Origin of the sequence: Frankia sp. AgPm24, assembly GCF_023243055.1 — a bacterium.
Lineage (GTDB): Bacteria > Actinomycetota > Actinomycetes > Frankiales > Frankiaceae > Frankia > Frankia umida.
In genome coordinates this window covers 1-25,275 of record NZ_JALKFW010000141.1, presented here as the reverse complement: position 1 = coordinate 25,275, position 25,275 = coordinate 1, and the positions used below count along the sequence as shown (strand labels likewise).

Annotated in this window: 22 protein-coding genes; 9 read left to right on the top strand and 13 right to left on the bottom strand. The window is 71.9% G+C overall.

The genetic code is table 11. The features are described 5' to 3' along the window. Positions 1-33 precede the first annotated feature (33 nt). Together MXD61_RS06440 and MXD61_RS06435 are read right to left on the bottom strand one after the other, a co-directional pair. Positions 34-288, bottom strand: coding sequence for a hypothetical protein (locus tag MXD61_RS06440; protein ID WP_248811910.1), 255 nt, complete (start codon positions 286-288; stop codon positions 34-36). A gap of 452 nt (positions 289-740) precedes the next feature. Next, positions 741-923: a hypothetical protein gene (locus MXD61_RS06435; protein ID WP_248811909.1), complete on the bottom strand. Its 183-nt coding sequence runs from the start codon at positions 921-923 to the stop codon at positions 741-743. A 273-nt stretch (positions 924-1,196) separates the two neighbouring features. Here MXD61_RS06435 and MXD61_RS06430 point away from each other — a divergent pair, with 273 nt between their 5' ends. From MXD61_RS06430 to MXD61_RS06420, 3 genes are read left to right on the top strand one after another with little or no spacing between them, the layout of a single operon-like run. After that, entirely contained in the window at positions 1,197-2,042 is an 846-nt protein-coding gene (locus MXD61_RS06430; protein ID WP_248811908.1) for a cysteine hydrolase family protein, read from the top strand. Between the two features lie 3 nt (positions 2,043-2,045). Further along, positions 2,046-2,528, top strand: a complete 483-nt coding sequence (locus MXD61_RS06425; protein WP_248811907.1) for a cupin domain-containing protein — start codon at positions 2,046-2,048, stop codon at positions 2,526-2,528. Next, positions 2,525-4,693 carry an amidase family protein gene (locus MXD61_RS06420; RefSeq protein ID WP_248811906.1) on the top strand — a complete coding sequence of 723 codons (2,169 nt, stop codon included), beginning with the start codon at positions 2,525-2,527 and terminating at the stop codon, positions 4,691-4,693. The genes MXD61_RS06425 and MXD61_RS06420 overlap by 4 nt, the downstream gene beginning before the upstream one ends. A 187-nt stretch (positions 4,694-4,880) precedes the next feature. Here MXD61_RS06420 and MXD61_RS06415 read toward each other — a convergent pair whose 3' ends face one another. Further along, on the bottom strand, positions 4,881-6,104 hold the full coding sequence (locus MXD61_RS06415; RefSeq protein WP_248811905.1) for an amidohydrolase family protein: 1,224 nt from the start codon (positions 6,102-6,104) through the stop codon (positions 4,881-4,883). Between the two features lie 199 nt (positions 6,105-6,303). On the opposite strand from MXD61_RS06415, the gene MXD61_RS06410 reads away from it, so the two are divergent. From MXD61_RS06410 to MXD61_RS06390, 5 genes are all read left to right on the top strand, one after another. After that, positions 6,304-7,518, top strand: coding sequence for an LLM class flavin-dependent oxidoreductase (locus tag MXD61_RS06410; protein WP_248811904.1), 1,215 nt, complete (start codon positions 6,304-6,306; stop codon positions 7,516-7,518). A gap of 31 nt (positions 7,519-7,549) precedes the next feature. After that, positions 7,550-8,434, top strand: a complete 885-nt coding sequence (locus MXD61_RS06405) for a creatininase family protein (protein ID WP_248811903.1) — start codon at positions 7,550-7,552, stop codon at positions 8,432-8,434. Between the two features lie 5 nt (positions 8,435-8,439). Further along, on the top strand, positions 8,440-10,065 hold the full coding sequence (locus MXD61_RS06400; protein ID WP_248811912.1) for an NAD(P)/FAD-dependent oxidoreductase: 1,626 nt from the start codon (positions 8,440-8,442) through the stop codon (positions 10,063-10,065). Positions 10,066-10,254: 189 nt separating this feature from the next. Further along, a complete protein-coding gene (locus tag MXD61_RS06395; protein ID WP_248811902.1) occupies positions 10,255-11,208 on the top strand; it encodes a tyrosine-protein phosphatase in 954 nt (317 codons plus the stop codon). 475 nt (positions 11,209-11,683) lie between these two features. After that, positions 11,684-12,982: an MFS transporter gene (locus MXD61_RS06390; protein WP_248811901.1), complete on the top strand. Its 1,299-nt coding sequence runs from the start codon at positions 11,684-11,686 to the stop codon at positions 12,980-12,982. A gap of 34 nt (positions 12,983-13,016) precedes the next feature. On the opposite strand, the gene MXD61_RS06385 is transcribed toward MXD61_RS06390, so the two are convergent. The 10 genes from MXD61_RS06385 to MXD61_RS06340 all read right to left on the bottom strand — a co-directional run bounded on the left by MXD61_RS06385 (position 13,017) and on the right by MXD61_RS06340 (position 24,983). Continuing rightward, on the bottom strand, positions 13,017-14,072 hold the full coding sequence (locus tag MXD61_RS06385) for an ABC transporter substrate-binding protein (protein WP_248811900.1): 1,056 nt from the start codon (positions 14,070-14,072) through the stop codon (positions 13,017-13,019). Positions 14,073-14,333: 261 nt separating this feature from the next. Further along, on the bottom strand, positions 14,334-15,758 hold the full coding sequence (locus tag MXD61_RS06380) for a VCBS repeat-containing protein (protein WP_248811899.1): 1,425 nt from the start codon (positions 15,756-15,758) through the stop codon (positions 14,334-14,336). A 99-nt stretch (positions 15,759-15,857) separates the two neighbouring features. Next, complete coding sequence (locus tag MXD61_RS06375; protein ID WP_308222687.1) at positions 15,858-16,676, bottom strand: TIR domain-containing protein; 819 nt, start codon at positions 16,674-16,676, stop codon at positions 15,858-15,860. A gap of 117 nt (positions 16,677-16,793) precedes the next feature. Further along, complete coding sequence (locus MXD61_RS06370) at positions 16,794-18,209, bottom strand: FAD-binding oxidoreductase (RefSeq protein WP_248811898.1); 1,416 nt, start codon at positions 18,207-18,209, stop codon at positions 16,794-16,796. 37 nt (positions 18,210-18,246) lie between these two features. Next, entirely contained in the window at positions 18,247-19,455 is a 1,209-nt protein-coding gene (locus tag MXD61_RS06365; protein WP_248811897.1) for an ABC transporter substrate-binding protein, read from the bottom strand. Between the two features lie 106 nt (positions 19,456-19,561). Next, positions 19,562-20,524: an ABC transporter permease gene (locus MXD61_RS06360; RefSeq protein WP_248811896.1), complete on the bottom strand. Its 963-nt coding sequence runs from the start codon at positions 20,522-20,524 to the stop codon at positions 19,562-19,564. A gap of 5 nt (positions 20,525-20,529) precedes the next feature. Then, positions 20,530-21,288 carry an ABC transporter ATP-binding protein gene (locus tag MXD61_RS06355; RefSeq protein WP_248811911.1) on the bottom strand — a complete coding sequence of 253 codons (759 nt, stop codon included), beginning with the start codon at positions 21,286-21,288 and terminating at the stop codon, positions 20,530-20,532. A gap of 209 nt (positions 21,289-21,497) precedes the next feature. Beyond that, positions 21,498-22,790 (bottom strand): amidohydrolase family protein, encoded by a 1,293-nt coding sequence (locus MXD61_RS06350; protein WP_248811895.1) that lies wholly within the window; start codon positions 22,788-22,790, stop codon positions 21,498-21,500. 174 nt (positions 22,791-22,964) lie between these two features. Further along, positions 22,965-24,056 (bottom strand): methylenetetrahydrofolate reductase C-terminal domain-containing protein, encoded by a 1,092-nt coding sequence (locus MXD61_RS28365; RefSeq protein ID WP_248811894.1) that lies wholly within the window; start codon positions 24,054-24,056, stop codon positions 22,965-22,967. A gap of 63 nt (positions 24,057-24,119) precedes the next feature. Then, complete coding sequence (locus MXD61_RS06340) at positions 24,120-24,983, bottom strand: aminotransferase class V-fold PLP-dependent enzyme (RefSeq protein WP_248811893.1); 864 nt, start codon at positions 24,981-24,983, stop codon at positions 24,120-24,122. A 104-nt stretch (positions 24,984-25,087) separates the two neighbouring features. On the opposite strand from MXD61_RS06340, the gene MXD61_RS06335 reads away from it, so the two are divergent. Beyond that, a partial coding sequence (locus MXD61_RS06335; protein ID WP_248811892.1) for a helix-turn-helix domain-containing protein occupies positions 25,088-25,275 on the top strand: 188 nt, incomplete at its 3' end.

Below are 25,275 nucleotides of genomic sequence, written 5' to 3'. Positions count from 1 at the left end.
ACCACCCCACTCCTAGCAGTGGGGAGGCGTCTGTCAGTGAAACAGGAAAACCTGCCCGCGAGGGTAGGAATCCCCGGCCTTCAGGCCGGGGAGGATGTCAATGATCGTGTCGAAACGCACCGCCGCCCCGGACGGCACCCGCAGCACCGGACGGCTCGCCGCGTTCGGCAACAGCCCCCAGCACACCTCGTCCGCCCGCGCCGGAACATACGGCGCGTCCGCGGGAACGCCCACCCCGCGGTGTCGCAGGGCGGTGGCGGCCAGAACCTCACTCAGCTGCGGCATCACGGCCGCAGACCCTCCCACACCCTCATGTCCCCGGCGTTACAGCCCCATCGTCCCCCCACCGTGTCCGATGTCGAGACAAACAGATCGGACTGGCTCCTAACCGAAGATCTGATGTGTGCCAACGTGTAGCCAGACGATGTGCGGGCCTGGCCGATCTGGAAGCTGCCTACCGTATGTCCAAAGAGCTCTTCCGTCCGCGGCCCAGGTCAGCTCGAACACTCCGGGGATCGCCTGGTAGCCCTTCACTCTGAGTGATGGGTGAAACTGCCCTTCTGTCAGGCCTTTGACAAACAGGTCGCGCGCTCGTAGAAAGGCGGCCTTCTGCTCAGGGCGAAGTCGACGCCAGTCTGCCCAGAATGAGGCGACCGGGTCAAAGGTGGGTACGAGATCACCGTAGCGGCCCGGGCCGTCAGCTCATCCGGCGCCCTCCGTGTTCTCAGGGTGTCGGTGCGTCAGCTGACTTCCGGGTGGGCCGCATCGGTCAGAAGCCGGTCAAATGTCTCAGCGTCGCAGGTGACGTACCGCCCGGCTGCGTAGTCCGCAAGACCCCGCCTTGCGGCGTCGACGAACCAGGCGGGCGGCTCATCATCGACGATCTCGATGATGGGCAGGTGGTTGGCGTCGACTCGCTCCACGGACGACCACCTCCTCGCGAACATATGTCCGTCACCATGGCCGCGTTGACGGCCAAGCCTCTTCCAAGCTAGCGCACATCGCTGTTTCGCGTATCACGTGATACGCGAAACAGCGATTCCTGGTCAGGGTGCACCGGAGCGCTGATCGTCGCGAGCCGGCCGGGCTCTCCCGACCCGCGGTGGAGTTGAGCATGCCAGGGTTCGCCGGAGGTTGGCATCGGGGCGCAACGGGGCGGCAACGCGGGGGAAAAGGGCTGGTCGCAGGATGTTCGCGTGGTCAACATCCGGCTGGGCGCCGCCCGGAACTCCTGGGGGGTGACGGCGGGGCACGTCGATCTGCGCCGTGAACCCGTCGCACCGCGGCCGGTCACCCTCGACGCCCGTCCACAGCGGGTGACTCTCGATCTCGCCCGCAGCGCGCTCGTCGTGGTCGACATGCAGAACGACTTCTGCCATCCGGCGGGCTGGCTCGCCTCGATCGGGGTGGACATCGCGCCAGCCCGCCGGCCGATCGAGGCGCTGCGCCGCGTCCTGCCACCGCTGCGGATGGCCGGCGTGCCGGTGATCTGGCTGAACTGGGGCAACCGGGCGGATCTCGCGAACGTCCCGCCGGGCGTGCGCCACGTCTACGATCCGGACGGCAGCGGCGGCGGGCTGGGAGCCCCGGCGCGCCCGGGGGGCAGCCCCACGCTGCAGGCGGGCAGCTGGTCGGCGGCGATCGTCGACGAACTCACCCCGCCGGCCACCGATCTGCGCGTCGACAAGTACCGGATGAGCGGCTTCTTCGACACCCCCCTGGACGCGGTGCTGCGCAACCTCGCGGTGACCACCGTGCTGTTCGGCGGGGTCAACTCCGACCAGTGCGTGCTGGCGACCCTGACGGACGCGGCCTGCCTGGGCTACGACGTCGTGCTGCTCGAGGACTGCGCGGCGACGACCTCCCCCCAGTTCTGCCATGACGCGACCGTCTACAACGTCGCCCAGTGCTTCGGTTTCGTCGCCGACTCCACCCCCCTGGTGGACGCCCTGACAGTGGATGCCCTGACAGCGGACGCCGCCCTGACCTCGGCCGGCCCGACCTCGGACGCCAGGGGCGCCACGTCCGATGGGGGGAGGTAGCCGATGGTCGCCGTGCCACCTGTGCTGATCGGGCCGGACGCCCTGGAGATGCGCCGCATCAGCGCGGGGGACAGCGTCCGCCTCGGGGTGCTCGCCGGGCCGGAGATCTCCCCGGTCACGGTGCTGCTCGAGGCCTGGGACGTCGCCGGCGCGCAGCCCCCGAACAGCCATCCGATCTCCACCGAACTGTTCGTGTTCCTGCGCGGGACGGGCCTGGCGGTCTGTGACGACACGCGGGTTCCCGTCGCCGCCGGGGCGACCCTGGTGCTGCCGCCGACCTCGCTGCACCACATCCGCAACACCGGTCCCGGCCGGCTCTACGCCCTCACCCTCATGTGCCCGGACGACGGTTTCGCCGCCCTCGTGCGCCGCGGCCCGCGGGCCAGCACCGACGCCGAGGACCGCGCCGTCCTCACCGCCCTTCCCGCGGCTCTCCCCGCACTCCCATCCGGATCTTCACCCGGATCTCCGGACGTCGCCCTGTGACGTCGGACGCCACCCCCGCCACCCCCGCCACCCTCGCGCCGCCGCTGGCGGTCGCGGACTGGTTCGCGCTGCGCCCGTTGGCCGCGCGGACCTGGCTCGTCGCCGAACCGGGCCATGTCAACTGCTTCCTGATCGAGGGCGACGAGCGGGCCGTGCTCGTCGACACCGGCCTGGGCCTGGCCGACATCCACGCCGCCGCGCGCACGCTGACCGACCGGCCGGTTCTCGCCGTCAACTCGCACGGGCACGACGACCATCGTGGCGGCAACTGGCTGTTCGACGACATCGCCGCCCACCCCGCGGCCGCACCTGCCGTGACCAGCGCCGTCGCGCCGCAGCGGCTGGCCGCCTACCTCGGTGTCGCCCGTGAGCAGTACGCCGCCTACCGCCGTCGGCGCGCCGACGACGAACGCTTCTTCCACCAGTTCACCGCCGAGACGACCCCCCGCCCGGTTCCCCCGGCCGCCGACGCCTGGACGGTGCCCGCCGGCCCCACACCCGCCCCGCTGACCGACGGGCAACGCCTGGACCTCGGTGGACGCGAACTGACGGTGCTGCACACCCCCGGCCATTCGCCGGACTCGCTGTGCCTGTTCGACGAGCGTGCCGGTCTGCTGTTCGCCGGCGACACCCTCATCACCGGCGACTTCTGGGTGCACCAGCCCGACGCCGCCATCGAGATCTTCGCCGCCACCCTGCGCACCCTGCACCAGCGCCTGGCCGGCTCGATCCGCGAGATCTTCCCAGCGCACACCCTGCGTTACCGGGTCGGCCCGGACTTCCTGCGCCGCGCCGCGGACGCCTTCGACCAGGTCGCCGCCGGACGCGCCCCCGGGCGCCCCGGCACCGACCTGCTGCGCCGTCCCGCCCTGCGCCACGACTTCGCCGACTTCAGCATCCTGCGTCCGCTCCCCGCCGGCGTCACCCCGACGGATCCCGCCCCGGCCCGCAGCGCCGACGGTGTTCCCGCCGGGACCGGGATGTCGTCGGTCTGGCGGGAGCGGGGGGAGCCGCTGGTGGGGCCGGTGGCCGACGGGGCGCTCACCGGGCTGCGGGTGGCGGTGAAGGACCTGTTCGCCGTGGGCGGCTACCGCGTCGGCGCCGGCAATCCGACCTGGCTGGCGCTGGCCCCGGTCGAACCGCGCGACGCCGACGCGGTGGCGATGCTGCGGGCGGCCGGGGCGTCGATCGTCGGCATCGCCCAGACGGACGAGTTGGCCTTCGGGCTCAGCGGCGTGAACGTCCACTACGGCGCACCCCCCAATCCGGCGGCTCCGGATCGGGTGACCGGCGGGTCGAGCAGCGGGCCGGCGGCCGCCGTCGCCGCCGGGCAGGCCGACATCGGCCTTGGCACGGACACCGCGGGGTCCGTGCGGGTCCCCGCGTCGGTGTGCGGGTTGTACGGACTGCGTCCGACCCCTGGCCTGGTGCCCACCGGCGGGCTGCTCGGTCTGGCACCGTCCTTCGACACGGTGGGCTGGCTCGCCGCCGACGCCGACGTGCTGCGCGGCGTCGGTGAGGTGCTGCTGCCGTCCGGACCGCCACCGGACGGGGAGCCGACGAAACCGACGAAGCTGCTGGTCGTCGACTCGGCGGGGCTGGTCACGGTCGCAGCCCGGCTCGCCGACGTGCTCGGGGCGGACCTGGTGGTCGGGCCGGTACGCGAGGACGACGACGTCGACGGGCTGCTCGAGGCGTTTCGTGTCGTCCAGGCCGCGCAGGCGTGGCGGCTGCGCGGCGGCTGGATTCGGGCGCATCCCGGGGCGTTGGGGGAGACGGTGGCGGCCCGGTTCCGCGTCGGCGCGACCATCGACGCGGACGTCGAACAGGCCGCCGCCCGCCGGATCGCCGAGGGCCGGGCCCGCCTGCTCGACCGGCTCGGCCTGACGACGTGGGTGGTGCGCCCCGCCGCGGGGGGCCCGGGGCATCCACGGGACGCGGGCCGGGACGACACCGAGGCCTGGCGACGGGCGACGCTTCGCGCCACCGTGGTGGCAAGCGCCTACGGGCTGCCAAGCTGCGTCGTGCCGACCGAGCCCAGCGGCCGCGAGTCGGGCGGCCCAGGCCGAGCGGCGCCGGTCGGCGCGGCGATCGTCGGCCCGCCCGGCGCGGACCGGCTGCTGCTCGACGCGGCGGTCGCGTTCGGCCGTCCTGGCGCCACCTGACCGGCGTCCGCGCGGGTCTGAGCCACCCGTTCCTGGGCCAGCTCGAACGCGGCCTGGCCCGGCCGACACCGTTGGCGTGCGCTGGACGACGACGACCAGGTCCGCCTCGTCGTCGTCCGGCAGAACCACTGAGGGCGCGCCCGCGAGAGTCAGTGCGCGCCCGCGAGATCAGTGCGCGTCCGTGAGGTCAGCGCGCGGTGGCGAAGGTCAACGCGGCGGCGTTGCCATGGATGATCTTTCTCTGCTCCTCCGCCGAGAAACCGGTCAGGCAGGCGAGGAACTGGTTCGGTTCGGCGAAGCCCTCCGCGTGCGGCCAGTCGGAGCCGAACAGGATGCGCTCCACGGGCATGTGCCGGGCGAGTTCCGCCACGTCGTCCTCGACGAAGGGCGCGATCCAGACGTTCTCGTCGAGCTGGTCGATCGGATGCCGGCGGAACATTCCAGGGTTCTGCGTGTGCAGTCTGAGGAGAACGCGGCGCAGCCCGGGCACCCAGGTGGCACCGTTCTCGATGCTCGCGACACGTGCGCCGGGATGGCGTTCGAACAGGCCATGTGTGATCAGCGCGGCGAGGAAGTCGTGGGTGCGGCGATCGTGAATGAGCGCGTCCACGAAAGGCTCGTAATAGGCAAGTGAACTGACCGCGCCCTCGCGTCGCCGGCTACGGTAACCCCAGGTGCGGGCAATCGCGTCCTCGACCTCGTGATGACCGTCCTCGAAACCGCCGTGCACGGCGACGACGACACCGGACTCGGCGACACGTGCCCAGAACGGATCGAAGGCCGGATCGGCGGGTGAGCGAAGACCGTCCACGGTGAAGACCGGACCCGGTCGCAGCGCGACGATTCTGGCACCCCGGTCGAGACTCCAGTCGAGTTCGGCGACGGCGGCGTCGATGTCCGAGAGGGTCATGTACGGGGCGCTGAAGATCCGGTTCTGGTAGGCGAAACCCCAGTCGTCGTCAAGCCACCGGTTGAACGACCGCAGAATCGACACCGCCGCGTCGATGTCGGGTTGCATCGGACCTTCCATGCACACCCCCTGGGAGGGGAACATCCAGCAGGCGTCGAGGCCCTGGGCGTCCATGACCTTCAGTCGGGCGTCCCGGTCGAACCACTCCGGGTGCTCGGCCGGGTTCTCCGCGGTCAGGCTGGCCGCCACCTCGTTCCTGGTGCCCCGGCCCGCGAAGTAGTCGAACAACGCCCCAGGTCGTGGCCGCGGATTCACGTCACCCGGGCCGGGAATCCAGGGATGCAACTCACCGTGGACGACATACCGCAGTCGGTCATCGACCATCGCTAACTGCACGCCGCGATCGGCGTATGCCGGATCGCGATAGCGGGTGAAGGCATCGCTCGGTTCCCAGTAGTGATTGTCCGCGTCGAACAGGTTGGGTCGGTCGGCGTCCGTCATCGGTCCTCCGCGTGAGGTGCTGTGAGCGGGGCGAAGCGAGCCGCCACCGCACGGCTGGCCAGCCCGGCGCGGATTCTGCGGAAATCGATCGACGAACCGCCGTGGCGGCCAGGTTTTGCCTGGGCGAAATCTGGACCTGACGGTGGCGTCACGGCGCCGGACGAGCGTGTTGATCCTATCAACATGCGGAGGTGCCCGGGTGCGGATCGGCGTGTTCCTGTTCGGTGGAGTCGAGATGACCGACGCCGGACCTGGCGGCACCGAACCCACCGAACGCCGTTACGAACAGGCGGCGTTCGACCACGCTCAGCATGAACTTCTGGCCTGTGGCGAGTTCGCCGAGAAACTCGGCTATGACAGTTTCTGGCTGACCGAACACCATTTTCAGCACGAGGGTTATGAGGTGGTGCCCAACGGGCTGCTGTTCGGGGCTTTCCTGGCCGCGCGGACCAGCCGGATCCGGATCGGCACCATGTTCAACGTCGTCGGCCAGTGGCATCCGCTGCGGCTGGCCGAGGACTTCGCCGTCCTGCACAACCTGTCCGGGGGGCGGGGCATCCTCGGTGTCGGCCGCGGCACGGTGCCCCGGGAGATGCTGCCGCTGACCGCGGGCGCGGTGTCCGTCGGCTCCTACGACAACCCGTCCGCGGCCGCCGCCGACGCGCGCAACCGGGCGATCACCGAGGAGAGCCTCGACATCCTGCACCTCGCGCTCACCCGTGAACGGTTCCGGTACGCCGGCGAGCACTTCCAGCTGCCGCCACCGGGCATCCCCGACCGTGGCGGCCAGACCCGCGAGCTGACCCTCGTCCCCCGGCCGCGCCATCCGTACGAGACGTGGCAGGCCGTCACCAGCCCGCCGACGCTGCGCGCGGTGCCGACCCGTGGCCTCGGTGGTGTGTTCTGGTTGAAGGAGAAGCGGCGCCTCGCCGCCGACTGGGATGCTTTCGCCGACACCTTCGCCGCGGCGCACGGCCGCACCCTCGCCCGCGGTGAACGCCGGATGCTGGTCCTCAACGTCGCCGTGGACGACACCCGCGCCGCGGCGATGGCCACCGTGCGACCCGGCCACGACGAGTTCTGGCGTTTCCTCGCCCCCTACGGCTGGGGACGCGGCTACCTCGGCCCCGACGGCCGCCCCGCCAGCGGCACGTTCGTCCCCACCCTGGAGGACTCGATGGCGCAGGGCCCGTGGGCGGTCGGCACCGCCCACGACGTCGCCGCGCACATCGCCGAGCTCGACGACCTGCTCGGCCTCACCGATCTGGTGATCTTCCCCGGGATGCCCGGTGACCCCTACCCCCGGGTGCGCGCACAGCTGGAACGGTTCGCCCGCGAGGTCGTCCCGCTGCTGCCCACCCACGTCCCCGGGCCCGCATCGGTACCGGGACCGGCGACCGTGCCCGTGCCATGACCCACTCGGACCAGAGCCGCGAGGTGTTCCGATGAGCCGTCACTTCGGCGAGCTGCGCGGCCCCGAGGTCGCCGGACTGTCGCCGGACGCGGTCGCCGTCCTGCCGATCGGGTCGATCGAGCAGCACGGTCCGCATCTGCCGGTCAACACCGACCTGATCATCGCGCACTCGCTGGTGCGCGACAGCATGGACGCCTTCGGGGACGCCCTGGACCTGTGGCAGCTACCGGCACTGGGCTACTCGAAGTCCAACGAGCACGCGTGGTCACCGGGCACGATGTGGCTGTCCGCGACGACCCTGCTCGCCGTCCTGGACGATCTGGCCCGGTGCCTGGCGACCACGCCGCTGCGCCGGCTGGTGTTCCTCAACGGCCACGGCGGCAACAGCGCGCTGCTCCAGGTCGCAGCCCGTGACATCCGCCTCGCCCACGGGCTGCGGACCTTCGTCATGCACCCGTCGCTGCCCGCCGACCACGGCGGCACCTCGCCCGCGGCCGAACGCGGCATGGGCATCCACGCCGGCATCGACGAGACGTCGCTGCTGCTGCACCTGCGACCGGAACTGGTCCGGCTCGACCTGGCCGTGCGCAGCGTTCCCGAGCAGATCGCCGACTACCAGCGGGTCCGGTTCGGCGGTGCGGTGTCGTTCGGCTGGCTGTCCGACGACTTCGGTACCGACGGCACGATCGGCGATCCCACCGGCGCCACCGCCGAACGCGGCGAGGCGCTCTACACGGCCATGCTCGCCACCGCGGGCGAGTCCTTCGCCGAGATCGCCCGCTTCGACCCCCGCCCCCGTCCCCGCCCGGGCAGCACCCCTGGCCCATCCGGACGGTCCGACCCGGCCTCCTCCGCTGGCCCAGCCCCTTCCGCTGGCCCAGCCCCTTCCGCTGGTCCGTCCGGGCCGTCCCGGTGACGCAGATGCTGGAGCTACGGCCGGCCACGGAGCATCGACGGGACTTCGGTGGTGACGCCCTGCCGGCGGTGGCGGACGTCGTGGTGGTCGGTGGTGGTCACAACGGGCTGGCCTGCGCGGCCTACCTGGCCCGGGCGGGCCGGCGGGTCGTGCTCCTGGAGGCCCGCGACGAGGTCGGCGGCTGCGCGTCGACCGTGGACGCGATCGGCGCCCGGGTCAACATCTGCAACTGCGACCACACGATGGTCCTGGCCAGCGGCATCGTCGAGGAACTGGAACTCGGCGCCTACGGGCTGCGCTACCTCGACGTCGACCCGATGGGTATCGCGATGGGCTGGGGCGACGAGCCGGTGTTCGTCCACTGGCGTTCCATCGAACGGACCATGGACGGCCTGGCCCGAACGGACCCGGCGGCCGCGGCCGCCTACCGGCGCTACCTCGACGTGGCCCTGCCCGCCGCCCGGCTGGTCCAGGCGGTGCAGCAGTCCCGGCCGTCCAGCCTGGCGATCGCCGCGAGCGCGGGCCGGCGCCGCCTGCGGGGTTCGGCGACCGTGCTCGCCTGGGCCCGCGCGAGCCTGCAGGACGTGCTGGGGTCGTTCGGCCTGCCGCCGTGGCTGATCGCCGCCGCCCACACCAACGGTCCCGCGGTCTGGGGGCTCGCCCCCGACGCGCCCGGCAGCGGCCTCGGCGCGCTCGGTTTCGCCCTGCGTCACCTCATCGGCGTCGCCCGTCCGGCCGGGGGCAGCGGTGCCCTGCCGGCGGCGCTTGCCGCCTGCGCCCGCCAGCACGGTGCCCAGCTGATCACCGGTGCGCGGGTCGCCGGGGTGCAGATCCGCGATGGCAGGGTTCGCGGTGTGCGTCTGGCCGACGGACGTTCGGTGCGGGCACCCACCGTGGTCACCGCCACCGACCCGCGGACCGTGCTCGTCGACTGGCTCGACGGTGTGCCCGCCGCCGCCCGCCTGCGCGCCCGCTGGGCCGCCGTCCCCGCCGCCGACGGCTACGAATCGAAGCTGGACGCGGTCAGTTCCGCCCTGCCGGGACTGCGCGCCCTGGAACGGCTGCCGGTCGACGTGCTGCCCGCCGACACCCGGCATGTGCCGACCGTCCTGGTCAGCCCCACCCCCGCCGAGCAGGTCAGCGCCGCCGCGGCACGCCACGCGGGCAGGGTCAGTGACCCGCCGATGCTCCTGCTGAACGTCCCCTCGGTGCTCGACCCGACCCTGCGCCCGACCTCGGACACCCACCTGCTCAGCCTCGAGGTGCTGTGGACGCCCTACCAGGTCGCGGGCGGCTGGGATGACCAGTCCCGTCCCTGGTCATGGCTGCGCCGCCTGGCCTCGCTCGGTGACCCGGGGCTACTCGCCGCGGTGCGGGACTGGCGGGTGATGACCCCACCGGACTACGAACGCGAGTTCACGATGGCCCGCGGCTACGCCCCGTCGTTCCCCGGCGGCGCCGTCGCCGCACTGCTCGGCCGCCAGCGTGAACTCAGCCGCTACCGCACCCCCGTCGCCGGCCTGTACCTCACCGGCGCCGGCACGTTCCCCGGCGCCGGCGTCTGGGGCGCCAGCGGACGCAACACCGCCGCGGTCATCCTCGCCCGGCGCCCCGACCGGCTGACCTGGTGACCGGCTGACCGCCCGCCCTGCCGCCCTGCTGACCTGCTGACCTGCTGACCTGCTGACCTGCTGACCTGGTAACGGTCGCTGTTCATCGCCGGGCTGTGCGTGGTTCACCGGGCAGGAGCCTCGGCCCGGTAGCGAGGATGGGGGAAAGGACTTTCCGCAGTCAACGCGACGATCCGTGGAGGAACCAGCGTGATCCCGAACAACGTGTCCGGTGACACCGTCGAAGCAGCCGCGGCGGATCCCGGTGCCGCCCCGGTCGTCAGCGGGGATCCGGCGCGGGTGCTGGAGCTGCCAGGGGCGATCAACCTGCGTGATGTCGGCGGCTACCGCACCGTCGACGGCCGGACGGTGCGCTGGCGGATGCTGCTGCGCTGCGGGGCGATGCACCGCCTCGGCGAGCCGGCCCACACCGCCTTCACCGAGATCGGCCTGCGCACCGTCGTCGACCTGCGGGAACTCTCCGAGTTCCAGCATGAGCCCGACATGCTCGGCCCGATGCCGGTCACCATCGCGCACATCCCCGTCTACGCCGCGGTGCTTCCCAGCACCGCCGCGACGACCGAAGCCGAACCCGCCGGTTCCGCCGGGTTCGCCGGGCCCGGCGCGGCCGTGCACCCTCGGGTGGACACCGCGGGCGAGGCGGTCGCGGCCGGTGCCGTCTCCGCGCTGAAGGCACTCGTCGACGATGACACCCCCCTCACGCTGGAGAAGCTCTACACCTTCGCCGTCGACGAGCGCGGGGAGCGCCTGACCGCCGCGGTGCTCGCCCTGGCCGCACCTGACGCGCTACCCGCCGTCGTGCACTGCAGCGCCGGCAAGGACCGCACCGGCATGGTGATCGCCCTGACGCTGGCGCTGCTCGGGGTACCGGACGAGACCATCGCCGCCGACTACGCGCTGACCGCGCGCTACCTGGTCGGCGAGATCGCCGAGGCACTGTCGACCGCGCCGAACGGCAAGCCGGTACCGGCCGAACTCCTGACCTGCCCGCCGGAGCTGATCGTCGCGACCCTTGCGCGCATCCGCGACCGCCACGGTGACGTCCGCTCCTTCCTGCTCGCCCACGGCGCCACCCCCACCGCGCTGGACGAGCTCCGCGACACCCTGCTCACCGCTGCCCCCGCCCCCACCCCCACCGGCTGACCCGACCCGGGGCCGCGTCCACCACGCGTGGCCACCCCTTCCCGCCTCTGCCCCAACATCCCCCGCCACCACACCCCGCTACCAGCCCCAGCCCAGGATCCACCTAAACGGGTCGCCGTGGGGGGCATATCGGACACGAACGCCCCCACTACGACCCGTTTTCACCTGGCACATCCGCGACCCCCGTCGCGGCCGTCGCGGAGCGTGACATTGGGCGCGGTGCTGTCGTGTCGGGGGGTGGGAGCGGGAGTGGAGGTGGAGGTGGTTCGACGGATCACAGCACGGTGAATCGGCGGGTGCCACGCCGTCCGGTGCGGCTATCGTCTCAGATAGGGGATGGTGAATCTCATAATGTGAGAAGGTGGTGGCCGTGGGGCGCGGCATGGCACGCGGTTCGGGCCAGTCGGAGCCGGGCCAGTCGGAGCGGCCGGGGCCGGGGCCGTGGCCATCGGATCCGGGGCGGCGGCGCTGGCTGATGCTGGTGCTGGGAACCGGGTCGCAGACGGTGGCGTGTGCCTTCGTCTATGGCGTCCCGTATCTGGTGCCGCAGTTGCGCGGCGGTGAGCGGCTGTCGCTGGCCCAGGCCGGGCTGGTCGTCGGTGCCCCCACGCTGGGGCTGGTCCTGGCGCTGGTCGGGTGGGGTGCGCTGGCCGACCGCTACGGCGAGCGGCTGGTGCTCGGCGGGGGGCTGCTGCTGTCGGCGCTGCTGTTGTGCGGGGTGCGGTTCACCCACGGGGCGGTAGCGCTCGGGGTGGTGTTCGTGCTGGCGGGGGCGGCGGGCGCGTCGGTGTTCGCGGCCAGCGGACGGGTGGTGATGGGCTGGTTCTCCCGCCGTGAGCGCGGTCTGGCGATGGGGGTCCGGCAGATCTCGACGCCGCTGGGGATGGGCATCGCCGCGCTGCTGGTGCCGCCGTTGGCCGAACGGTTCGGGCTGCGGACCACGGTGCTCGTGCTCGCCGCGATGATGGCGGCGGTCGCCGTCACGGCGGGGCTGCTGGTCGTCGACCCGCCGCGTCCGGTGGGCGCGGCCGCGGGCCCGGGCGGTGGACGGCCGGTGAACCCCTACCGTGGGGCGGTGCTGTGGCGCATCCACGGCGCGAGCGCGCTGCTGGTGTGGCCGCAGTTCACCATCAGCGCCTTCGGCCTGCTGTTCCTGGTGGACGTGCGGGGCTGGTCGGCCACGTCCGCCGGGCAGGTGATGGCGCTGGGGCAGGCGCTGGGGGCGGCGAGCCGGATCGGCACGGGCGTGTGGTCGGACCGGGTCGGCAGTCGGCTGCGGCCGATGCGCCAGCTGGCCGCGGCCACGGGGGTGCTGCTCGTGGCGTTGGGGCTGGCGGCGCTACGTCCGTCCGCGGTGAGTGATCTGTTGCTGGTGGCGGCCTGCGGGCTGACGGCGAGCACCAACGGCCTGTCCTTCACCGCCATCGCGGAGCGGGCCGGGCCGCTGTGGGCGGGCCGGGCGCTGGGGGTGCAGAACACCGGGCAGAACGTGGTCGGATCGCTGGCACCGGCAGCGGTCGGATGGCTGGTCGGCGCCACCGACTACACGGCCGGGTTCCTGCTGTCGGCGGCCCTGGCCGGGCTCGCCATCGGGGTGATCCCCGCGGGTTCCGCCGCGCCCGGCGCCGGCTGGGAGAGCGGCGGTGCCGACGAGGTGACCGAGACCAGCGGCACCGCCAAGACTGCCGCTGACGCCGGCGCCGGCGCTGACGCCGCCGTTGATGCCGACGCCGACGCTGACATCGGAGTGGATGGTGCTGGTGTCGGGGCGTAGCGAACCGCCCTGACACCAGCACCGGCGGTGCTGCCTACGCGGGGTCCTGGGCGTTGACGATGCGGGTGGCCTGGTCATCGGTCAGCGTGAAATGCAGGAAGTCGCGGAAGAAGGACTTTGTCTCCGCGACGATGTCGAGATCGGTGAACAGTTCGGGGTGCAGGGTCTTCGCCGCCCACTGGATCTGCAGGGCCTCCTCGATGCCGTAACGGTCCCAGTGCCAGCCGCCGGTCGGGTTGATGTACGCCTTGTGGTTGCGCACGGCCGGCTGGTTGCTCCAGAACGGGTCCGTGGTCAGTTTCTCCAGGGTCTGCGCGCCGGTGTCGTTACCGGTGAACGCGCTGCTGGCCAGAATGATGACGTCCGGATTCCAGCTGGCGACGGCCTCCTTGGTCACCTGCCGGGCGTTGCCCTTGACCTCGGCGGCGTTACGACCACCGGCGGCGGTGATCCACTCGTCGATGATGCTGTTGGTGCCGTCGACGACCAGCGGGTTCAGTGAGTAGATGTGCAGCACCTTGGGCCGCTGGTCGGCCGCGATCGGCGTCGTCTTCGCCCGGACGGCGGCGAGTTTGCCGTCCAGATAGGTGTTGTAGCGCGCGGCCTGGGCCTTCGCCTCGGGTCCGAGAACATCCGCGGTGGTGTTGACGACCTTCTTCAACCCGTCGAAGGTCTGGAAGCTCAGTTGCAGGGTGGGAATGCCCACCTGGGACGTCTTCGAGCCGACCTGGGTGCCCGCGTTGTTGAACAACACGTCGGGACGGGTCTTCAGCAGTTCCTCGGTGTTCGCCGTCGTCGTGGTGAACACGGTCTTCGCCTGGCGGATCTTCGGGCTGATCGTGTAGAGCCACGGTACCGAGGCCGGCGTCAGCACCGTCGCGACGATTCTGTCACCGCCGCCGAGCATCTGGACGACCTCGTTGTGCGCCGGCCACGAGTCGGCGATCCGGTTGACCACCCCGGGGACCCGCACCGCCGCACCCGTCGAGTCGGTCACCGTGTGTGGTGTCGCCGAGGTGGACGGGCTGGCCTGCGCACCGGCGCTCGCACCGTCGGTCGACCCGCCGCAGCCGGCGGCCACCAGTGCCATGACCCCCGTCAGCGCCGCCGCCACCAGCGCGCCGCGCCGCCGTCCCCGCCCCCGCCGTGGTCTCGGTGACCTCCCGCTCGCACCCTGTGCCCGCGCCCCGGACCGGCTGGCAGTACAACTCATCGACGTCTTCCTCCGCGTTGACGGGCGCGCGAAACAGAACCACGCGCCCATGTCGCGGCCGCCGGACCGGAGGCACACCGCTGGATGGTGCATCCGCACAATGCGGATGGCGCGGCCAGAGTATCGGCCAAACGCCCACTACCAGGCGATATCCGGTGATCCGGGGTGTGCGTCACAGCTCGGGCGCCGCTGCCCCACACCCACCCCGGCCGTGAGGATGGAGACGGTGCTGCCGCGGCCGTTCGCGACGGCCAGATCGGTGCCACCGCGACCGGTCAGATCGCCCTCCGCCAGCGAGGCCGGCGCGGGCCCCGCCGAGTAGATCCGCTGCGGCGCGAAGCTGCTGTCGCCCCGACCCACCAGAACCGAGACGGTGGCGTTGCCGGCATTGGCGACAGCGAGGTCATCCACCCCATCCCCAGTGACATCACCCAGGGTCACCGAGGACGGTCCGGGGCCGGTCGGATAGGACCACCCTGCCCCGAACGTGCCATGGCCGGTAGCCGGCAGGACGCTCACCGTGGCATCGCCGGCGTTGGTCACCAACAGGTCGGCCCGCGCGTCCCCGGTGACGTCCCCGGTGCTCACCGAGGACGGCCCCGGCCCTGTCAGGTAGGGCCGCGGCGCCCCGAACCGACCGTCGCCGGCACCGGCGAGCACGACGACCGTGCCGTCCGCGACATTGGTCACCGCCAGATCGGACCAGTCGTCGTCGTTGAGACGGTCCACCGCCAGCGCGGACGGCCCTGGCCCGGCCGGCAGGAGCCGTGGCGGCCCGAACGTGCCATCACCCCGGCCCAGCAGGACGGCCACCGTCCCGTCGAACTGATCGGAGACAGCCAGGTCAGCCGTCCCCCGCCCGGTCAGGTCGCCGATGACCACTCCGGACGGGCCTGATCCGGTCGGGTAGGCCACCGGCACGCCGAACGTCCCGTCCCCACGCCCGAGCAGCACCGTCACCGTGGCGTTGTACTGGTTGGACACGGCCAGATCCACCGCGCCGTCGCCGTTGAGGTCCCCGGTGGCCAGCCCGGACGGGCCAGGCCCGGTGGGATAGAGCTGTGGGGGCCCGAACGCGCCATGCCCCTCGGCGAGCAGCACCGCGACGGTCGCGTCGCCGAGATTGACCGTGATGATGTCGGTCCGACCGTCACCACGCAGGTCGTCCAACGCCACCGACCCCGGCCCATGACCCGAAAACACCTCGAACGGCACCCCGAACACCCCCGCGCCCGCCGAGGCCAGGACGGACGCGGAAACGGAGGCGGTCACGGGTGCGGAGGCGGGTGCGCCGATGACCGCGAAGGTCATGGCTGACAGCAGCGCGACCAGCGCGGACACCACACGTCCGAGGTCGTCGCGCCACCAGCTGCCCACCTGGCCGATGGTGACCCGCCAGGCCGTGGCGGCGCCGCAACGACACTCCACCAGCCCGGACGATGGCAGATCGCTGGTCAGTTGAGACCTGAAGGTCGTGGCGAGAGCCGTGCCAGCTTGGGCGGTCACGACGTCGTGGGCGAGGTAATCGTCTCGAAGGGCGGCGTCGAGGAACTGGTCGCTCATGGCGATGCCGACCTGGTTGGACTGCCGGTGATTCGCGAGACCGCAGGTCTTCTTGCTCGACGAGGCGTACGAGAGCGCTACTGCGCAGATATGCCAGTCTCACTGGCCATCCGATGCCCTTTGCCTTCTGTGCGACCGCCGCGGCTCAGAGGGCAGTTTTTCGAGTTGGTTCAAGGTCCGCTTGAGCCAACTGGCGGTGGCCAGGGTGTCGGGGTGGTCGGGGCCGAGGGTGGCGCGTTGGCGGGTGTGGGTGTCTTCGAGCAGGGTGCGTGCCGCGCTGTGCTCACCCAGCCCGATCAGGCTGACCCCGAGGTTGCCGGCGGTGGTGAGGGTGTCGGGATGGTCGGGGCCGAGAGTCCGGCGTTGTTGATCGAGTACGTTCTCAAGGCCCTGGCGGTCGTGCGGGACGGCATCAGTGCCGGTGGGGAACGCTGGTTCGTGACTGGGCGTCGTGAGTCGGCGTACGGGGAAGCCGGGTGGGGTGGTGGGTTTGGCCCGTCCGGTGAGGGCGTGGCGGACGTGGTCGAGCAGGTGCCGGCTGGCTTTGTCGGCGTCGTGGTGGAACAGATCGATGGAGACGACGGCGCCGAGCAGGCCCGGTCGCGGGCAGTCCTCCACGCGTACGGATACGAGTTTGCGTTCGAAGCCGTGGGGGTCGGCGGCCTGCGCGGCCTGCCATTCCGCCTGTCCGTAGATCGAGGTCAGGTAGGCGTGGGAGAGCACGGCGATGGTGCGCCGGGCGTGTTGGACGCCTTGTTGCATGCGGATCTGCCAGTTGGAGCCGGCGACGAAGTCCCAGGCCTGGACGAGGACGCGGTAGTCGGCGTCTTCGAGCTGCCAGGAAATCCACTCCGCCCACTCGCGGTCTGCCGCCGTGTACGAGACGAAAAAATCCCAGCCCACAGCGGAACCGGTCATGTCATGTGCGCTGCCCCCGCCTGCCACCCGATCAGTGTGCCACCGGCACACAGCGCGGCAGACCCGCCCATGCCGACTATCCGGCGACGCCCATCGGCGTTTGTCCGAAGGCGGTGGTCAGGGGCGCGGCGGTGGGAGTTTGCCGGGGTTGAGCAGGCCGTCGGGGTCGAAGCGGGCGGCGGCGGCGCGGACGGCGTCGAGGCGGCCGTGGTGCAGTTCCCAGGTGTGCGGGTCGTCGACGTGGACCTCGACGTCGGCGAGGCGTTCCATCCGGGCGTACAGGTCGTCGGGGCCGTCGTAGCGCAGGAACAGCATGCTCACCCAGTCGCGGCCGTGGTCGGTGCGGAACCCCTCCAGGTGGAGGAGGGATTCGGGGGCGAGCGTGGCGACCTCGTCGCGGCGCCGGGTCAGGCCCGGGCCCATGCACTGCAGGTGGGTGAGTTCGGGGCGCAGTTTGCGCACACGGTAGGTGGTGTGGTTGTAGGACAGCGACGCGATGTGCGCGGGTCCTTTGGGGCGCACCGCGTCGACCCGTCCGCCGTGGCGGCGGATCACGTCGGTGGCGGCGTCGACGCTGTCGTCGGTGACGATGCCGCGCAGGCTCACCCGGTCGGGGGGTAGCGCGTCGTCGAGGGGACGGTAGGTGGCGACGATGCCGGCCTCGTCCAGGGACAGCAGCCGTGGGGTGGGGGTCAGCTCGAACAGGTCCTCCCCGGCGGCCACCGCGCCGGACAGGGTGGGGAACGAGGTGAACAGGCCCGTCCAGCGGCGGGCCGGGCGCAGGGCCACCGTGGCGGTGGCCAGCACGCCGCACACGCCGAAACCGTGCGCGTGCACGGTGTTCTCCGGGTAGGGCACGGCCACCGGCGTCGCGTCGTCGGTGCACGGGACGACGAGCAGGCTGCGCAGGTAGCCGTCCCAGATGGCGCCGTTGGCGATGCTGCCGGTGCCGCCCGAACCGCCGGCGATGAAACCGCCGATCGTGCTGCCCACGGTGGACGGCAGGATCGCGAGTTCCTGCCCGGTGGCCGCGGCCGCCTTCTCCATCAGGACGAACGAGGCGCCGGCTTCGGCGGTGAGCCAGCCGTCCTCGACGCCGAGGATGCGGCTGGCGGCGGAGGTGTCCAGGACCAGTCCGCCGTGCAGCGGGATGCCCTGGCCGTAGTTGCCGGTGCCCTGACCGCGCACGGTCACCGGAACCCGGTGGCGGTGCGCGGCCCCGACGGCGGCGGCGATCCCGCCTGCGTCGGCGGGCCGCACGACCAGGTCGGCGACCCCACCGGGTAGCAGCGGGGTGAGCACGGGACTCATGTGCGCCCAGTCGGCGGACGCCGACCGCCGGGACGCCTCGTCGCGGCGCACCGTGTCGGCGCCGCACCGGGCGGTGAGCTCGGCGGCGAGCGCGTCGAGCACAGCCGGGTCCAGGGGGGTGACGTCGGTGGGGAGGCGGGCCCGGTCGAAGCCGGGCAGCGCACGCCGCCCGGCCCCACCGTCGAGACCACCCCGCGATGCCGCGAGGGTCGAGTCCGACATCGTGGCGCTCCGCCTTCCGGTCGTGTCCGCTACGGGGTCAGGAACCCAGGCTGATCTTCGGGTCGACGAAGCTGCCGTCGGCCAGATCGGACGGCTTCAGACTGGCCGCGATCGGCTTGTTCTGCGCCTTGTAGATCGGGTCGAGGATCTCGATGAGCTTCTGCAGGCGGGCGTTGTCGAAGTCGCCGAGGGTGCTGTTCGCACCGTTGGAGATGATGCCGAGGGATTTCATCGTGGTCACCGCGTACTGGGCGACACCCTCGGTGTAGACCCAGCCGTTGTTGTACCTGTCGACCAGGTTCAGGATCAGCTTGTTCGTCGCGTCGGGGCTCGCCGCGAAGTCGACGATGCCCTGCTGCATGATCGGGATGAGCTTGGTCAGGCAGGGCTTCAGGGCGGCGAGCTTGTCCTTACGCACACCGATGGCCTGCTGGTAGAAGTTGAAGCCCGCGTCCGCGATCAGCTGGTACTTCAGCGGCTTGTTCCAGGAACGCACCTCATGTGACCAGGTGTACGGCTCGGAGGTGGCGAAACCCTGCACGGCGTCGGTGCCGCCGGAGGCGACGAACGTGGTCGGGGTGCCGTCGTAGCTGCCGTCGATCTGGCTTTTCTTCAGGATGCCGGACCCGGTGAAGTAGTCCATGTAGGCACCGCCCTGGAAGTACAGCACCTTGGCGTCGGTCCTGCCGATGTCGGCGATGGTCTTCCAGTCCGGATGCCTGTCCGGCGACCACTGGATGACCTGCGGGCTCTTCTCCAGGCCGGCGAGCAGGGCGACGGTCGGCTGGGTCTTCGACAGCGCGATCTGCTCGTCGGTGCTCACATAGCCCAGGGTGATGTCGGAATCCTTGTACAGCTGCGAGGTGACCGTCTCGTAGCCGACCGCGGGCCCGCCGGCGCGGATCTCCAGCTTCACCCCGGTCTTCACCCCGCCGTGCGCGACCAGGTCACCGCTGACCGACTTCGCCCCGGCGTTGATCTTCGGGTCGGGTCCGAGCAGCTGGTACTGGCCGCCGTGTTCGGCTTCGGGGTTCCAGTCGGTCTGCAACACGATCGTCGACGGGCAGCCCGCCGCCGCCAGGTCGTACTGGGCCGGCACCGTCCCCGAGGCGCCGGTGGACGCGCTGGTCGACGCGCTGTCGCCGTCGCTGCCACCGCTGCTGCACGCGGCGGCGGTGAGAGCGAGCGCGGTCGCGGCTGCCGTCGCCGCGACGAGCCGGGCGGGCCGTCGCCGAGATCTGATCAAGGTGGTACTCCCCGTGCTGTGTGGACGTCCCGGCCGGTCTGTCCGGTCGGGCGGAAAGGAATGCGGCGGTTCGGCAGGATGTGGCGGGCCGATGGGATGCGGTGGGTCAGCCACGGTCGGGCTGATACCAGCGGCCGACGACGCGGCGGGCCAGCCAGCCGAAGAAGACGAACACGGCGACGCCGAGCAGGCTCGCGGTGAGCGTGGTCGCCCACAGCCGTTCACCCTCCAGCCGGGAGGTGAACACCGACAGGTTCGTCCCGAGCCCGGGATCGCCCTGCTTGAAGTAGAACTCACCGACGATCGCGCCGATCACCGACAGCCCGGCGGCGTTGCGAAACCCGTTGAACATGGACGGTAGCGCCGCCGGCAGCTGCAGTTTCCACAGCCGGGTCCACCGGTTGGTGTGATGCAGGCTGAACAGCTCGTGCATGCTCCGATCGACCGACTGCAGACCGAAGAGCGTGTTCGAGACGATCGGAAAGAAGGAGATGATGATGCAGACGATGATGCGGCTGGTCAGCGCGAAACCGAAGAAGAATCTCAGGACCGGCGTGAGGGCGAGAATCGGCACCGTCTGCACCACCACCGCCCACGGATAGAGCGAGTGCTCGATCCAGCGGGCCTGGCTCATCGCGATCGCGACCGCGACACCGAGCACCATCGAGATCGCCAGACCCGCGAAGGTGACCTCGCAGGTCAGTTTCAGCGCGCTCATCATCGAGGTGAAGTTCGTCCAGTCCAGAAAACCGATCCGGACCACCTCGTGCGGCGGTGGCAGCATGAACCGCTGCTGCTCGTTGAGCACACCGTCGGACACCCAGTACCAGATGCCGACGAACACCGCGAACACCGCCGCCGGCAGCACGACCAGGCTGACCAGCCCGGCCCGCCCGCGGGACGACCCGCCGCGGCCAGGGGTCGGCGGGGCACCGGACGGCGCGATCCCGCCCGGATCGGTGACCGACGCACCACCGGCGCCGGTGCCGGTGGGGGTGCGGGTGGTGCTCGGGGCGGCCACGGCATCCGAGGTGGTGGTGCCGGCCGGGGCGGCGGTGGAGGCGGCCATGATGATCACTCGCTCCTGAGGTGGGCCGAGACCTGGCCGCACAGCGCCGCGAACTCGGGGGAGTAGCGCAGCTCGGGGGCACGCGGATAGCCGAAGGGCACCGGCACGTCCGCCTTCACCCGCCCCGGACGTCCGCTCATCACCACCACCCGGGTGGACAGGAACACCGCCTCGGCGACCGAATGGGTGATGAACAGGGCGGCGAAACGGCGCAGCACGAACATCCGCAGCAGTTCGTCGTTGAGTCGTTCCCGGGTCATCTCGTCGAGGGCGCCGAACGGCTCGTCGAACAGGAAGATGGACGGGTCGAGGACCAGCGACCGGGCCAGCGACGCCCGCATCCGCATCCCGCCGGACAGTTCATGCGGCAGATGTCTCTCGAAACCGTCCAGTCCGACCAGGCTGATCGCCTCGGCGACCCGCCGGGCGCGTTCGGCCCGGGAGAGATGTTCGAGTTCGGCGAGCAGCCCGACATTGGCCCGCACCGTTCGCCACGGCAGCAGCGTCGCGTCCTGGAAGACGTAGCCCACGTTGCGGGAGGCGACGTCCATCGTGCCGTCGGTGACCGCGTCCAGGCCGCTGGCCAGGCGCAACAACGTGCTCTTACCGCATCCGGACGGCCCGACGATCGAGACGAACTCACCCGGATGAACGGTGAGATCGGTGTCGACCAGCGCCACCGTGCCGTCGCGGAACCGCTTGCTCACCCCGGTGAACCGCAGCGCCGGTGCTGTCCGCGCAGCCCCGTCACCGGCGGGTTCCACACCGCCGGCGGATTCGCCGCCGCTGCCGACGGTGGGCGCGCTGCCGGGCGAGGGGTGCGTGCCGTTGGACGGGCCGGGGCCAGCCGACGCGTCACCGCCCGTGCCCGCGCGCGTGCCTGTTCCAGGGTCGGCGGGCCCGTCTGATCCCGTGCTGGCGGCAGCGCCGGTGGACGTGTCGGTGGAGGTGCCGGTGGTGGTGTCGGTCGGCGTCACAGAGCGGCCTCCCACGGTCGCGAGAGCGGGTGCGGGGCTGGGATGGCAGAGACGGCTGGGACAGCAGGGACGGCAGCGAGATCAGTGTGGACGTGGGTGCGGGCGACGATACGACCGGCGCGCCAGACGGTTCGGGCCGGGCCCGCCGCGGCCAGCGCGTCCAAAGCGGTTGGTCCCGGCAGGGCGACCAGGTCCGCGGGACTGCCCGCGGTGAGCGTGACCGCGGGCAGGCCGAGTACCCGTCGGGGCGCGGCGGTCACGGCGTCCAGCGCCGCGAGCGGGTCGAGATGGCCGGCGGTGACCAGCAGCGACGCCGTTTCCAGGGCATCGCCGCGGCCGACGGGGTTGAAGGGATCACGCAGGTTGTCCCCGCCGGCGGCGACGGTCACCCCGGCGCGGTGCAGCGGGCCGATCGCCGTCAGCCCACGTGGGGTGCCCACCGGCTGGGCGCGTCCCTGCAGGTAGAGGTTGGTCTGCGGCAGTGTGACGACACCGATACCGGCGGCCGCGACCTGTTCGCTCACCCGTGCCTGCACGTCCGGCGGCTGCATGGACAGGCTCACGCAGTGACTCGCCGCCGCGCCCGGGGTGAACCCGGTGCGGATGACCAGATCCGCGAGGGTGGCCAGGGTGAGCAGGCGCGGGTCGAGGGTCTCGTCGGTGTGCAGGTCGATCGGGCGACCGGCCTCACCGGCCGCGTCCAGGCAGATCGCGACGGCCCGCGCGGGCTCGGGATCGAGATGCGGGCAGCCGCCGGCCACATCCGCACCCTCGGCGAGGGCGCGGCGCAGATCCCGGCCCGGCTGACCGGACAGTGGATGGGACACCAGCGCGACGAGTTGCAGCTCGACCAGCCCACGCCAGCGTTCCCGCACGTCGACGAGGGCTTCCAGGGCCCGCATCCCGGCGAGCTCACCGACGTTGACGTGGGTGCGCACATGGGTCGTGCCCGCCGCCAGGCCGATCCGCAGCGCCGCCTCGGCGCGGGCGACGACGTCGGCGACCGTCATCGCTGCCAGCAGGGTCTGCATCGCGGTGATCGCTCCGGCGAGATCACCGGTGACGTTACGGGCCACCGTCGCGGTCAGCGCCTTGTCCAGGTGGGCGTGCGGTTCCACGAAGGACGGCAGCAGCACCTGCCCGCGCAGATCCACCTCGTCGCCGGTCGCCGCCCCGTTGCCGCGCGAGCGGCGGTCGTCCACGGCGACGACCTGGCGGATGAACCCATCTCGGAGTTCGACGTCGATCAGGCGGCCGTCCGTGGTCGTGGCGCTTCGTAGCCAGGTCATGACCTGCCGTCCTGTGCGGAGGTCCATCGGGGTGCGTCGCCACAGGTCGTGGCCTGCCGCACGCGTCCGATGTTCAGCACGCCAACACCCTCCGGCGCGACCATCTACGTACGGTTTCCATTCGATGGAGATCCTGTAAAACGCCTGCCGAAACCTGTTAAAGGTTGCTCTCCATCAGGTGGGGCGGCGGGCGTCCGCGAAGACGCGGTTGGCGATGGCGGCGGTGGCCTGGGCCGCGGCTCTTTCGTGGCCGGGCTGCGCGCCGCCGGACAGGTTGACGCCGTCGACGCCCGGCAGCGCCAGCATCCGGGTCGCGAGCCGGGCGGTCGCCGTGATCCCCGCCGCGGTCGGATCGGGGGCGTTCACGATGGCGTCCAGGAAGCCGGCGGGCAGTCGGGGGCCGGCGAACGAGGCGACGACGGCGGCGGTCGCCGCGCTGGTCACGACCGGCACGCAGGCCAGTACCAGCCCGGTGAAACCGGTGGCGCGCAGCCCCGCCACCGCCTCGCCGACCGGTCCGGGCCCACCGCAGTGGTCCACGAACACCGTGTCCGCCCCGGCGTCGATCTTGGCCATCAGGCGGGACAGCCGGTGGGCGGTGGGTGGTGCGGCCGGCGCGTGCGCGACGGAGACATGCGCGCCGTGCCCCCGTGCGAGCGCGACGACATCCAGACTGTCCAGATCGAACACGCCGGGGGCGTCGTCGCGATGCCCCAACGCCGGATGATCACCGGTGACGCAGTGCACCCCGGTGACCCCGGCGTCCAGGCAGGCGGCGACCTCACCGGCGAGTGCCACCCGGTTACGGTCCCGGCAGTTCACCCCGACCCAGACGGCTATCCCACGCCGGGTGAGCAACCCCGACCGGTAGGACGGCGGGAACTGGACCCGCGCCCCACCGTGATCGCCGAGCAGGCAGGCGTCCACGGCCGGGGCGAGGATCTCCGCGGTGTCGAGCAGGCTGTCGGCGGACAGCGCCGCGGCGGGCAGATCGGCGACGATCACCGGCCTGCGCGCCGCGACCTCCGTCAGCTCACCCACATCCCACACCTGGTCATCGGCCCCCGCCGGTCCCGTCGCCTCCACCGGGGGAGGGGGATAGGGCCAGCTGTCGAGCGCGGCCAGGAAGGAGCAGGCGCCCACGCCGGGCACCTCGCAGTCACCGTCCGCTCCCACTCCCGCACACGGTCCGTGCAGCATCGACTTGGGACAGCGGGCGACCGCGTCGCTCCAACTGGCCCCGGTGAATCCCCCGGTGTGTGGCACGCCGTCACTGTCCGGCCGTGCCGTCGACGGACGGTTTCACCCCGATGAGCCCGCGGTAAAGCCTCAGGTCCCGCAGGGTGCCAGGGCGGCACCCACCTGCCCGGCGGACTGGCCCGGGACCTGGGCGTACTGCTCGGCCCAGGCGGGCAGGCGGCGCTCGTCCCGCACCGGCTGCCAGCCACCGTCGCGCTGGTGGTAGGACAGCCGCGGACCGGCGCGCAGGTAGTCCTCGAGCGCGACGAGCAGCCGGTCGACATGCGCCGACGTCGTGCCGACCCCGATGCTCGCCCGCAGCGCCCCACCCGGTGCCCCGAGCCGGGCCAGCAGCGGATGCGCGCAGAACCGTCCGGCCCGCACCCCGATCCCGTGTTCGGCCGACAGATACGCCGAGACCAACCCCGGATCGTGCCCCGGCAGGGAGAACGCCACCACTCCCACCCCCTGCGCGCGGCCCCCGTCGGAGCCCCCGTCCTCGGAGGCGCGGTCCTCGGGCCAGATGCGGTGGACGACGACCCGGCCCGGCGCACCCTGGTCCAGGGCGGCGAGTCCCCGCAGCAGCCGGTCGCGCAGCGCCGACTCGTGGTCGTGCCACACCTCGGGGGTGATCTCGGCGAGGGTGCGGCAGGCGGCGGCGATCGCGGTGGCGCCGGCGAGGTTCGGCGTGCCGGCCTCGTGTCGGGCTGGTCCGGTGGCCCAGTCGACCGAGGCCGCGCCGACCTCACGTACCGCGCCGCCACCGGCCAGGTACGGCGGGGCCGCGTCCAGCCAGTCGGCCCGTCCGACCAGGACCCCGGCGCCGAACGGCGCGTACAGCTTGTGACCGGAGAAGGCCAGGTAGTCGATGCCGAGGGCGGCCATGTCGATACGCCGGTGCGGGGCGAGCTGCGCCGCGTCGACGAACAGCCGGGCGCCGACGTCATGGGCCAACCGGGCCAGCCGCCGCAGCGGCGGCGCCTCCCCGGTGACCGGGAAACGTAGCGCGCGGGCCCCGTCCTTCAGGGCGGGGTCAGCGCGTCAACTCGGCTGCCAGAATGACCGAGGAATCGTGTATTCTGCCAGGTGTGGGAAGTCGGGTGGTGAAGCGGGCGTACCGCTACCGTTTCTACCCGACCCCCGACCAGAGGGAGAACCTCGCGAAAACGTTCGGCTGTGTCCGCTACGTCTACAACCGGGCACTTGCCGAACGGCACCGGGCGTGGTCCCAGGAACAGCGGCGGAT